This window comes from Gaetbulibacter aquiaggeris (genome assembly GCF_044003965.1).
Taxonomy (GTDB): domain Bacteria; phylum Bacteroidota; class Bacteroidia; order Flavobacteriales; family Flavobacteriaceae; genus Yeosuana; species Yeosuana aquiaggeris.
This window is the reverse complement of record NZ_JBAWKC010000001.1, coordinates 1,413,286-1,426,986: the sequence shown is the minus strand read 5'-3', so window position 1 is coordinate 1,426,986 and position 13,701 is coordinate 1,413,286. Positions and strand designations below refer to the sequence as shown.

Below are 13,701 nucleotides of genomic sequence, written 5' to 3'. Positions count from 1 at the left end.
AGAAACCTACAAAATTATGCCTTATGGGCTCTATTTTTTTGTAGCAGTAGTTTTATGTTTTCTCAAATAATTGTTGACAGCTCTGTCCCGTTAATTGAGCTTATTGAAGATAATTTAATTGAAGGTTGTGTAGAAATTTCAGATATTAATTCTAATGTCAATGGAAACTCATTTGGATTTCCAAGTTATGCTTATTTTAATCGTGGTAGTTCAGACTTTCCTTTTGAAGATGGTATTATGTTATCCACAGGAAGTGCCGAATCTGGAGGAAATGCGAAAAGAGAAGCATTATTAAGTGAAGGCTCAGATATTTGGGGCACAGATCCTGATTTAGATGCCTTAGGAATAACCAATACATTAAACGCCACCTCTATAGAATTTGACTTAGTTTCTGCTACAAACCAAATTCAATTTAACTACCTATTTGCCTCAGAAGAATATTACGGATTCAACTCTTGTAGTTTCGGCGATAGAATTGTATTTCTAATTAAGAAGGCAGATGATACATCACCATTTCGCAATATTGCAGTAATTCCAAATACGGCAAACATTCCTGTAAGCACAGAAACAATACGCCCGGCTATTCCTGATACAGATGATACGTCAGGATGTGACGCACAAAACCCTGAATATTTTGAAGGATTTAATGATCCGGATACGAATTATGAAGGAAGAACTATACCACTATTTGCAACTGCCAGTATAGAACCTTTCGTAAAATATCATGTTAAACTTATTATCGCAGATTTTGCAGATAGCACTAATGATTCTGCTGTTTTTATTGAGGCTATCAGCGTTGACAATCTAGAACTAGGAGACGATATTATTACCTGTCTTAGCTCTAGAACATTAAATGCAGATATCCAAAATCCTTTAGCAACATATAAGTGGTTTAGAAATAATGTTGAGATAACTGGTTTAGATGACAAGCTTTCTAATCTAAATGTAACGACTGACGGTAACTATAGTGTTGAAATTTCAATTCCTTTAAATAGTAAAGTATGTACTTTAACTGATGACATTCAAGTAACGCTAAATAAAGAGCCTATTTATGATGTTATTCCGCCTTATGAAAAATGTGACGATTCGAGTGGCGACGGCATAGAATTTTTTGACCTTCAAACTAAAATTCCAGATATCATTAATATACTTCCTCCCAAAAGCAATTATTATTTAACATTTTTTCCTTCCGAACCGGAAGCCAGAAATGGAAGTAATGAAATAACAACCCCTATCGAAAATAATACGTATCCAGAAATTTTCGTTAAAATAGAGAATATAGATACTGGATGCGTGTCTTATGCCCCATTTAACCTTATCGTAAATGAATTACTCGTCATTTCTCCTGTGAATGATACTATTTGTGACGATGACAATAGTCCGAATGGCCTAACTGATATTTTACTTAGTAACTATGACGATTATTTTATTTCTTCAAACCCAAATGATTTCACAGTTTCCTATCATAATAGTCCGGGGGAAGCCGTTTCTGGGAACAACCCAATCAACTCGACGCAACCTTATTTTAATGCCGTATTACCCTATTTTCAAACATATTACGTAAGAGTTGTAAATACTATAAGCAATTGTTGGAATACGACCACTCTTAATATAGAGATTATAGACAGTCCTTTTATTGATACTGAAAACCCTTTCTATTTAGATGCTTGTGCAGGAGTAGATATAAATGGAGTAGCTATAAATACAGCTACCTTTAATCTTAATGAAATATTGCCTCAGGTTTTACCAGGTTTAACGGGTGTTGTTCCACCAACATTTTATCTAAGCTACGAGGATGCAGAGGTTCCACAAAACCCCATTCTTGACACTGAAAATTTTACAAATACCGAACTTGATGTACAGCGCTTATTTATTAGAGTTGAAAATGAGATCGGTTGTGCAACTATTGTCCCTTTTGAGGTTCACACCAATTTATTATTAACAGGAACTTATTTAGAAGAGGTAGCCATATGTGTTGAGCCTGATATTAATGGTCTAGCGTATTTTTACCTTAATCAAGTTACTAATAAAATAGCCAATGGTATACCAAATATTAGTTTTACGTATTACGATTCACCAGAAAATAGAAATGATGACATAGCACTAGATGCTAATATACTTCATGAAGTGGAAAAAGAAGACGGAAGAACTTTATTTCTTAGCATAACGAACGGTTTATGTACTGTGGATGCACAAATAGATATAATTGTTAATCCTTTATTACTATTTGAACCTCCAGAAAAAGTTCAATATTGTGCTTCTGATGAAAACCTTAATATTAATGTAGATTTACATTTATTGGACGAAAGAATTACTGGTGGAAATACAGATTTTGAAGTTAGTTATTTTTTAGACGAACAAGATGCCATAGATAATTTCTCGAATAAAGAACTATTCTTCTATCAAGTTGATGAAAGCCAAAAATTTTTTGCAAGAATTGAAAACAAGGCTTCAAGCTGTAATAGAATAAATCCTCTTGAAATTCAAATTTTACCAGCTCCTACCATAATCAAACCAGCTCCTGAACTTATTTGTGACGATGATCAGGATGGTTTTGCCGAAGGTATTGATCTTACAAAAACAGATCTTGGGATTTCGGATTTTACTGGATTAAATATCACCTTTTATGATGAGAAAAATGAACTAATAACTAGCCCGGAAAAGGAAAATTTCAAAACTAAAACACAAAAAATTACCATTAAGGTACAAGATACAATTTCCCCATTAAGGTGCACAAGTACAACCTCTTTACAAATTATAGTAAGCACTTTACCTGTCATTCCAACTATTAGTAATTACGAAATCTGTGAAAGTGATGGAGACGGTTATGAATTCTTTTTACTGGAAGAAAAAGATGAAGAAATATTATATACCTCATCTGGTACAGAGGTTTTATATTTTGAAGATCCGGAATACACTATTGAAATAAAAAAAGACATTCCTCATAGAAATGCATTGCCGAATGTAGAACAACCCATATATGTGAAAGTTCAAAATCAATCCGATCCAAGTTGTTTTAATGTATCTCAGTTTTTTATTAAAGTTTCAAAAAACCCGGAATATAATACCGAATTTACAGGATATACTATTTGTGAAAATCCAGATAGCGATGGTTTTCATACATTCGATTTAAACGAAATGGCTTCGGAGATCAAATATGGTGCACCACGGCCATTAAATATTTCTTTTTTTAAAAATAAGACAGATGCAGAAAACAATAATGAATCTGTAAAATTAGAATCGCCATATAGAACCTTGGATGATTCTAATACGATTTATGCTAGAGTTCAGGAAGTTGGTTCAATTTGTTATAATGTAACAGATATAATCATAAAAATTGTATCACGCCCAGAGGTTACCCCTGGTGAAAATCTAATTTTATGCTCTGATAATTATAATGATGATACCGCCATATTTAATTTACGTAACTTCAATTTTACATTACCTCCAAGACTAAATGCTGAAATAAACTATTTCGAAGAGGAAGCTGACGTTGATGATTTATCAAAGGCAATACAAAATTTAACAGATTATGATTCGAGGTCAAGAACAGTTTTCCTGAAAGTTACAGATTTGACGGTAGGTTGCTCTAGCGTAATTCCTTTTAATTTAGTAGTAAACCGTCCTCCAAAAACATATGATGTTGGCACCATACAAATTTGTGATAATGATACCAAAACATATGATTTATCTCAGCTTAATAATGTGATTGTAGATGACCCTGCCGCTGTAAATATTAGTTACCATAGCAGTTTATCCAACGCTCAAAATAGTATCCCATTAACAAACATATTTAATTATACTGACAGTTTTCACAAGTTTTTTGCCAGAATAGAAGACCCAAATACAGGCTGTATCATTATACCTTCATTCAATTTACAGATTAACCCAAATCCGGTTGCCATTGCTCCACCACCTCTTGAAGGTTGTGACGATGATTATGATGGCTTTTTAGTCTTTGATTTATCACAACAAAAAGACGCAATTATTGGTGCAGAAAATAAAACAAATTTTGAAGTTACTTTTTATTCTAACCCAAATGACGCGTTTATTGGAGACAAAAACAATGCCTTAGATGCAAATTATCCTGCTATTGATGGTGAAATTATTTATGCAAGAATGCAAAATAATAAGACGCCCTGTTTTGATATCACTTCTTTTAGTGTTATAGTGCATCGGCTTCCCGTTATAAATGTTGGAGACATCGTTCCTTTATGTATGAATGATTTACCTTTAATAATCGATGCTAGTACAGGCGTTTCAGGGGACACTTATTTATGGTCAACTGGCGAAAAAACGAATCAAATTGATTTAATGCCAGAAGATTTAGGTAATTACTGGATTACTATAACGTCAACTGATAATTGCGTGGCATTTAAAGCGTTTTCAGTCATTGAATCAGAAGAAGCCACCATTAATTTTACAACTACCGTTGATTTTGCAGATCCCAATAGTATTACTGTAGACGTGAGTGGTATAGGAAACTATGTTTACATTTTAGATGATCAAGAACCACAAATTTCAAATGTTTTTGAAAATGTCACTTTTGGACCACATATAGTCACAATAAGAGATGTTAATGGCTGCCAGGATGTTTCAAAAGAGGTCGTAGTTATTGATGTTCCTAAATTTGTAACCCCAAATAATGATGGCTATTTTGATACCTGGCACATCGTTGGGATAGAACAATTACCCGGAACTATTGTCTATATTTATGACAGACATGGTAAACTCATCAAAACTTTGCCTTCTTCTTCACCTGGCTGGGATGGTACCTATAGAGGCCAAAATATGCCTTCTGATGATTACTGGTTTTTAGCAAAAGTTAAAAAAGATGGTGTTGATTTTGATGTAAAGGGACATTTTGCATTAAAAAGATAATTCTAAAAAAACTATTTTTTTGCACATTGATGACCATTTTGTTCCATTTATCTAAAAAGATTAATCCTCTTTAATATTTTTAAGTCTAAGATTATTAAATACTATACTTTAGTATTTAGTTTTATTCTATCAAAAAATATTTAATTAGTTTTAAATTTTCAAATGGTTAACCTTAGCTTATTCAAAACATTATTATTTTCCATAGGTTTTTTTATGACTAGCCTTAGTTTTTCTCAATTAAGCAAAACCCATTTTATTCCACCATTAACTAATGCTGAATTTGGAAATGCTAACCCAGAGGAACAATATATTTATATTTCGACTCCAAGTCCAGTCAGTATAAATTATACCATTAAACCCATGGGGCAACCAACCTCTAACTACATAACAGGTATTGTTTCTAATACAAATCCACGAGAAATTTATGTAGGAACTGGAAATGGTCAATTGTTTATCCCCTCATCTATAACAAGTACCGTAGTTAATGACAGAGGTTATATTATTGAAGCTGAAGCCCCAATTTATGTATCCGTGAGGATGAATGCAGGTGGTGGCGCACAGGCAGGAGCCTTGGTTAGTAAAGGATTAGCAGCATTAGGAGATACTTTTAGAATTGGAAGTTTTACTAATGAAAATCCGCAAAGTAATTATTTAAATTTTGTGTCAATCATGGCAACCGAGGATAATACCCAAGTTACTTTTGACAATCTTCCTTCAGGATTAATAATAAAAAACTACTCCGGAACAACACCTGTAACGGCTATTTTGAATAAAGGAGAAAGTTATACCATCGCAACAAATAGTTATGATAGTGTCATTAATAGAGATGGATTAATAGGATGTTTAGTAAATTCTGATAAACCTATTGTGGTTAATTGTGGATCTGCAAACGGGAGTTTTAGTAATGGCACTGGTAGAGATTATGGTATTGATCAAATTGTAGATCTCTCAAAGGTTGGAACTGAATATATTTTTGTAAGAGGTGACGGTAATAATGATTGGGAAAATGTTTTAATTGTAGCCCATTCAAATAACACATCCATAAGTATAAATGGTAATGCTACTACAAGTATTAATGCGGATGAATACTATGTGATTGAGGGCAATCAATACAGCGCCAATGGCAATATGTATGTCTCAACATCCCAGCCTGTGTTTGCCTATCAAGGCATCGGAGCAACTACAAGCGAAGCTAATCAAGGGATGTTTTTTGTGCCTCCACTAAGTTGTGAAACACGTGGAAACCTTGACAATATAGCATATATAAACAATATTGGAAGTACCACATATTCAGGAGGTGTTTCAATAGTCACTAAAATTGGAGCAACAGTTACTATTAACAACACACCTATTTCAAATTTTTCAACAATAGGTCCTAGCACCGTAACCGGTAAATCAGATTATGTGACCTATAAAGTTCTTGGCCTAAATGGCAACGTATCTGTGCAATGTGATGACGAATTATATTGTGCGTATTTCAACTATAATGGCGCAGCAACATCTGGTAGTTTCTATTCTGGCTTTCCAACGGCGCCTGAAATAAATTTTGATACGTCATTTGTAACATTAGGGATTTGTATAGGAAATAATTTAACCTTAGAAGTCGCGAACATGGGCAACTTTGACAGTATTGAATGGTTTTTTGATGATGGCTCAGGCTCTGGTTTTGTATCAACTGGTTCTAATGCATTACAATATGTACCTATTGATTCTGGTACCTATAAATTAATTGGAAAATTAAACTGCTCTGGTCTTACATTAGAATCACTAGAAGTACCTGTAAGCATTTGTCCCGATGATATTGATAATGATGGTATTCCCGATAATATTGATATTGATAATGATAATGATGGTATTTTGAATTGTACCGAATCTAATGGCAATCAAGAAATTAATTTATTAAACAGTAATGGTGGCACTATTACTGTTGGGAACTACACTTATACAGGTTTAGTTGCTCCCAATGGCAATGTGTCCTCAACATCTTTTATTGGGACTGCAGATGGCACTTTTATGAGTGAAACTCCAAGTAAAAATGGCACATTAGAAACCAGTGTAGCCTATGATTTAAATTTTAACAAAAAACTTAATTTATTATTTGAATACGCAACCTCCACAGCGTTAGGTAACGGTTTACTCACCAACGATGAAGAGTTTATTATTCGGGTACCGAACACAAAAACAATTACCCTTTTAGATCCAGATGACCAGTTATTAGTCGATACTAATTTCGATGGTGTTTATGAAACTGGAATAACTCAAATTTCTGCTTTCGAAATACGTTTTAAACTTAATGGAACATCTTTAGCTTTAGGAACTGGCACGTTTAGTTTTTCGGCAAATGGTGTTGATGCCTTTACCTATATTCACAAAAACACATCCGACACTAACAGTAATCAGGCAACTTTCAAACTAACAGCTACTTGTGTCGCAAATGATAATGATTTTGATGGTATTGAAGATGCATTAGATTTAGATAGCGATAACGATGGCATTCCTGACTTTATTGAAAACACAGGAATCCTTCAACCACTTTCTGGGGTTGATGTAGACTTTAATGGTTTGGACGATATGTATGATATAGCTGGAACACCTCTTGATACTGACGGCGATACCGTTCCAGATTTTTATGATCTGGATAGTGATAATGATGGCATTACAGATTTAATAGAAACTGGACAATTAGGCCTTTTATCTGACACCGATTTAAATGGAATTGTAGATACCGGAGTTCCATTTGGAATTAATGGTTGGGTAGATACTGCTGAAACTAGTCCTGATAGCAATATGATTGGATATACACTTAATGATTTAGATGGGGATACTATTTTTAGTTATATCGATTTAGATAGTGACGGAGATGGATGCAGCGATGTTATTGAAGCTGGTTTTTCGGATGGGAATAATGATGATTTTTTAGGTGATAGCATAGCTTTAGTTGATTTAACAGCTGATATTGCTAAAGGACAAGGTCTAGTTATTAATGCAAGAGATGGGTACACTTTACCAAATAGCATCTATTTAATTGACGGAACCATAATAATCACTACCCAACCATTGGATACTGAAGTATGTGATACATCTGATACTGTTATTTCTGTAATTAGTAGTCCAGTAGATATCATCAAATGGGAGCTCAGTACAGATGATGGTAACAATTGGAATCCTATAACAGATAATGCACTTTACAGTGGCTCATCAACCAGTAATTTAAATGTTTTAGCAGTGCCGTTAACATATAACAATTACAAATACAGGGCTTTTTTAAATAGAACGGATAATATCTGTGGAATTTATTCAAATGAAATAACATTAACGGTTAATTCGTTACCTACAGTTAATAATCCAAGCACCTATTCACAGTGTGATGATGCCTCAAATGATGGGCAAGCATTTTTTAATCTGACCTTAAATAGTATTAAGGAAGAAATCAATTCAAATTATATAACAGAAGGACTTACTTTCAAGTACTACAAAGATCAGAATGAAGCGCTCTCCGATGGCATAGCAATTGCTAACCCCGCAAGTTACCAGGATGCATTAGGCTTTATACTCGAAACCGTTTGGATTAGAGTTGAAAACACCAATGGTTGTTTAAGGGTTGTGCCCCTTACATTAGAAGTTACACCTTCCAGTGCTGCTTTAGATTTATATAACCCAAATTCTATTTACCAATGTGATGACGGCCTTGACCTTAGGGATGGCGTCTCAACGTTTGACTTGACTGCAATACAAAATCATATTACAAATGTCGTTTTTTCTTCTATTAATGTAACAGTTTATTTTTACGAAACACAATTAGATGCTGAATTGGAAATTAATGAAATTATTAACATAGCTAGCCACGAAAACAGCAATTCTCGCGACTCTCAAAATATTTGGGTGCGTGTAAAAAGTGATTTGGGAAACAATTGCCTTGGCTTGAAAGAGTTTAAAAATTTATTGATTGTTGAGTCCTTACCATATGCAAACCCAGTGACAATGCAAAGACAATGTGATTATGACACGTCAGACTCACAACTATCCTATCCTTTTGACACCTCTCAAATAGAAAGTATCTTACTTGGTTCACAAAACCCAGCCGATGTAACCATCACCTATTATGATGAAAATGGGAATATGCTACCAAGCCCGTTGCCAAATCCATTTATAACTACTAGCCAAATTATTACCATTCGAGTGACTAACAATGTTACTTCTGCACCAGATGGTCCTTGTTATGATGAAATCACTCTGGAATTTATTGTAGATGTTCAACCCGCTGCAAATCCAGTTTCTCCTCAAATTGTGTGTGATGGTGATGCAGATGACATAGATAATGATGGTCTATATCCTTTTGATACTTCAACCTATATAAATACGATTCTGCAAGGACAAACTGGAATGGAAGTTTATTTTGATTATGTTGACGAATACGGCAATCTTGTTATGAATAGTCCATCATTACCAAACCCGCTAATATCAGGCTCACAAAAGATTCAAGTAGAAGTAATAAATCCTATAAACACCTCATGTAGAGCATCAACTACTATTGAATTGACCGTGAACCCATTACCAGAATTCTCAATTGACACCCCGCAAATTGTTTGCTCTTCAGACCCTACATTTACAGTTATTTTAGACCCGCTCGAAGATAATCCCTCAGAAGTATTTGATTATGAATGGACATTTCAAGATGGCACGCAACTTTCAAATACTTCAACCTTATCTGTTTCCACACCGGGCACTTATTCTGTTACTTTAACGAAAACAGATGGAACCGGATGCTCCAGAACCAAAGATGTTTTTGTGAATGCTTCAGAATTGGCTACCATTACAAAAAATGATATTAGCATTATTGACATCTCAGATAACAATAGCCTTATCATTACTGATTCTGGTTTAGGTCTAGGTGATTATGAATATGCCTTAGAAGACGCTTCTTCAACATTACAGGATGAAAACTTTTTTAATTATCAAGACGATTTAGTCTTTAATCATATAAAAGGAGGCCTCTATAAATTATATGTTAGAGATAAAAACGGCTGTGGCACAACATTTCTTGAAATATCAATTATTGGATACCCAAAATTCTTCACACCAAATAATGATGGAAACAATGATTTTTGGCAAATTCAAGGGCTTAGCTCTCAGTTTCAACCTAATAGTAATATCTTCATATTTGATCGTTACGGAAAATTACTAAAACAACTAAACCCCTTGAGTAATGGATGGGATGGAACCTTTAACGGCCATTTATTGCCAAACGATGACTATTGGTTCAAGATACTATTGGAAGATGGCAGAGATTTTATGGGACATTTTACTTTAAAACGTTAACCCATATATTTTGTGTAATTTTGCAAAATGCAATTTAAAATTGAATCAGAATTTAGTCCGACCGGAGACCAGCCTCAAGCCATCTCTCAGCTTGTCAATGGCATAAATTCTCATGAGAAATACCAGACCTTACTTGGTGTCACAGGTTCTGGCAAAACGTTTACTATTGCCAATGTTATTGAAGAAATCCAAAAACCAACCTTAGTTTTAGCACATAACAAAACCTTGGCGGCTCAGTTATATTCTGAATTCAAACAATTTTTTCCAAATAATGCTGTAGAGTATTTTGTATCCTATTATGATTACTATCAACCAGAGGCTTATATACCCGTTTCTGGTGTATATATAGAAAAAGATTTATCCATTAATGAAGAGATTGAGAAGATGCGTTTAAGCGCCACTTCTTCACTGCTTTCTGGTCGTCGCGATGTATTAGTAGTAGCTTCTGTGTCTTGTATTTATGGTATTGGGAATCCGGTGGAATTTCAAAAAAATGTCATTACCTTAAAGCGTGATCAGATTATTTCAAGAACAAAATTACTTCATCAGTTAGTTCAAAGTTTATATTCGCGAACCGAAGGAGAATTTAATCATGGTAATTTTAGAATAAAAGGAGATACGGTTGATATTTTCCCCAGTTATGCCGATGATGCTTTTAGAATTCATTTTTTTGGTGATGAGATTGAAGACATGGAATCCTTTAATATTCAAACCAATCACGTGATTGAAAAATATGATTTACTAACCATTTATCCTGCCAATATGTTTGTAACCTCTCCGGATGTGTTACAAAATGCCATTAAAGAAATACAGGACGATTTAGTAAAGCAACATGATTATTTTAAAGAAATTGGAAAACATCTGGAAGCAAAACGACTTAAAGAACGTACCGAATTCGATTTAGAAATGATTCGTGAATTAGGTTACTGTTCTGGTATTGAAAACTACTCCAGATATTTAGACGGTAGGCAACCTGGCACACGTCCTTTCTGTTTATTAGATTATTTTCCTGAAGATTATTTAATGGTGATAGATGAAAGTCATGTCACCATTTCTCAGGTCCATGCCATGTATGGAGGAGACAGAAGCAGAAAAGAAAATTTAGTAGAATACGGTTTTAGATTGCCCGCTGCAATGGACAACAGACCTTTAAAATTTGAAGAATTTGAAGCCATACAAAATCAGGTAATTTATGTGAGCGCCACACCAGCAGATTATGAATTACAAAAATCAGATGGAATTTATGTGGAACAAGTGATTCGCCCAACAGGATTATTAGATCCGGTTATTGAAATACGTCCAAGCTTAAACCAAATAGATGATTTAATAGAAGAAATTCAACAGCGCGTTGAAAAAAGTGAACGCACTTTAGTGACTACGCTTACTAAACGCATGGCTGAAGAATTAACGAAATATTTAGACAGGATTCAAATAAGATGCCGTTATATTCATAGCGATGTAGACACTTTAGAACGTGTAGAAATCATGCAAGACTTGCGTAAAGGGCTTTTTGATGTCCTAGTTGGTGTTAACCTTTTACGTGAAGGATTAGATTTACCCGAAGTTTCTTTAGTAGCTATTTTAGATGCAGATAAAGAAGGATTTTTGAGATCGGCTCGTTCATTGACACAAACCGTTGGTAGAGCTGCCAGAAACTTGAATGGAAAAGCCATCATGTATGCCGATAAAATAACTAATAGCATGCAAAAAACGATTGATGAGACTAATTATAGAAGAGAAAAACAAATAGCTTACAACATCAAAAATAATATTACACCAAAAGCATTAAATAAAAGTTTGGATAATGCCTTAACAAAAAACTCAGTAAGCACGTACAAATATGAATTGGATGCTTTAAAGGCTGCAGAACCAGAAAGCGCCTATTTAAGTAAACCTGAATTGGAAAAGAAAATACGTGAAAAGCGGAAACTTATGGAAGAAGCAGCCAAAGCATTAGACTTTATTATAGCTGCCCGATTAAGGGATGAAATAAAGGGATACCAGCAAAAATTAGAAAAGCTAAACGTTTAAGCGTTTAGCTTTTAAAAACCCTATCGAGAGGTTACTCTTCAAAATTAATTTAAGTAAATTTTCTAATTATATTGTGTTTTAAAAATATCTATTAATACGTCTGGTGGAACGATCTTATTAGGAAAACTTTCCATTAAATAAAGGACTTTTGTAATCGATTCATGGCTTAATCCCATTCTAAGTCCAAAATTGTATAACTTAATAACTCCAGATGAATTGGCGTCCCCGTTGTTTTCAATATTCATTAGTAAAACCAAACGGTGAAATTGAACAATTCTTTCACTATGACTTTTTAAATGAATATAATTAATAGGGTTTTCTATTAAATAATCAAAATCTTCTCTTGAAATTTCAAGTTGTTTTGCAACACCTAATAAAAAATTATATTCTATATTCTTAATGTCTTTATCATACTTCGCAAATGCTATCATTTCCGATAATAAACTTAACTTTTCGACCCGGTTTATCATAATTAGAGGGATTAATTAATTACACTATAAAGTTACAACAGTACTTCACTTTTATAATCGTCGATATTATGTAACTTATCGAAAACACTGGGTTTATTCATCGGTAATTTTATTTATTTCATCATATATTTTCATTTTATTTTAAAAAAACATTTTTATTTCTTGATCAAAATTAACATTTAACATTAATAATTTTAAATTTTATAGTGCTGAATATCAATGTTTTACTATTTTTAAATTATTAAGGATCGCGGATAAAATCCTATAAATTTTTTAACTTCTATATAAAAATCACAAAAACGCTAGAAAACGCTGAGTATTCAATTAATTTTGTTAAAAATAATTAGTTCTACTTTTATAAATTAAAGCCATGACAAATAATGATATTTTAAAAAAATTGCGTGTTGCGTTGAAACTTAGAGATGATGATATTGTTAAGATTTTAGAACTTGTTGATTTTAGAATTTCAAAAAGTGAACTGGGTGCTTTTTTCAGAAGTGAAGACCATCCCAAATACATGGAATGCGGAGACCAAATATTAAGGAATTTTCTAAATGGTTTAGTTATTCATTTAAGAGGTCCGATGCCTAAAAAAGAAGAAAAAACAATTCAAAAAAAGAAAAGCTCCTGATTACAGAAGCTTTTTACAAATAAATTTTAACTTATTTATTTCTTAGTTAATCTTACTGGTACTATATAGTGTTCACTTTCGTGAACCAAAGAAGCTGATACTTTGCTATAATTTAATCTATTTTCAATAAATCTTTTAAATTCAGCATGTTCAGTTTCTACAGATAACACTACAATTTCATCGTATTTGTTAAATGTAATTGTAACAATGGCTTCAACGTCTTGTTCCACATCAAACCTGGCATTTTTCAATAGTTCGGAAATTTCTTTAGTTAAACTAGAAGGATCTTCTGTTTTTGGGGTCGTTCCTGCGAATAATACAGTGCTAAAGGTAATGGCTACCATTAGCAATAAAGTTTTGATTGTTTTC

Annotated in this window: 6 protein-coding genes; 4 read left to right on the top strand and 2 right to left on the bottom strand. The window is 33.4% G+C overall.

All coding sequences use genetic code 11. The features are described from left to right. Positions 1 to 54 precede the first annotated feature (54 nt). From V8G56_RS06155 to uvrB, 3 genes are all read left to right on the top strand, one after another. Positions 55 to 4,881 carry a T9SS type B sorting domain-containing protein gene (locus V8G56_RS06155; protein WP_395437545.1) on the top strand — a complete coding sequence of 1,609 codons (4,827 nt, stop codon included), beginning with the start codon at positions 55 to 57 and terminating at the stop codon, positions 4,879 to 4,881. Positions 4,882 to 5,094: 213 nt separating this feature from the next. Further along, on the top strand, positions 5,095 to 10,200 hold the full coding sequence (locus V8G56_RS06150) for a T9SS type B sorting domain-containing protein (protein WP_395437544.1): 5,106 nt from the start codon (positions 5,095 to 5,097) through the stop codon (positions 10,198 to 10,200). 27 nt (positions 10,201 to 10,227) lie between these two features. Further along, on the top strand, positions 10,228 to 12,231 hold the full coding sequence (uvrB, locus tag V8G56_RS06145; RefSeq protein WP_395437543.1) for an excinuclease ABC subunit UvrB: 2,004 nt from the start codon (positions 10,228 to 10,230) through the stop codon (positions 12,229 to 12,231). A 62-nt stretch (positions 12,232 to 12,293) separates the two neighbouring features. Here the strand turns inward: uvrB and V8G56_RS06140 are convergent, their stop codons facing one another. Then, positions 12,294 to 12,701: a TerB family tellurite resistance protein gene (locus V8G56_RS06140; protein ID WP_331630167.1), complete on the bottom strand. Its 408-nt coding sequence runs from the start codon at positions 12,699 to 12,701 to the stop codon at positions 12,294 to 12,296. A 370-nt stretch (positions 12,702 to 13,071) separates the two neighbouring features. Here V8G56_RS06140 and V8G56_RS06135 point away from each other — a divergent pair, with 370 nt between their 5' ends. After that, complete coding sequence (locus tag V8G56_RS06135) at positions 13,072 to 13,332, top strand: DUF1456 family protein (RefSeq protein ID WP_331630165.1); 261 nt, start codon at positions 13,072 to 13,074, stop codon at positions 13,330 to 13,332. Between the two features lie 35 nt (positions 13,333 to 13,367). Here V8G56_RS06135 and V8G56_RS06130 read toward each other — a convergent pair whose 3' ends face one another. Continuing rightward, entirely contained in the window at positions 13,368 to 13,676 is a 309-nt protein-coding gene (locus tag V8G56_RS06130) for a hypothetical protein (RefSeq protein ID WP_395437542.1), read from the bottom strand. Positions 13,677 to 13,701 lie beyond the last annotated feature (25 nt).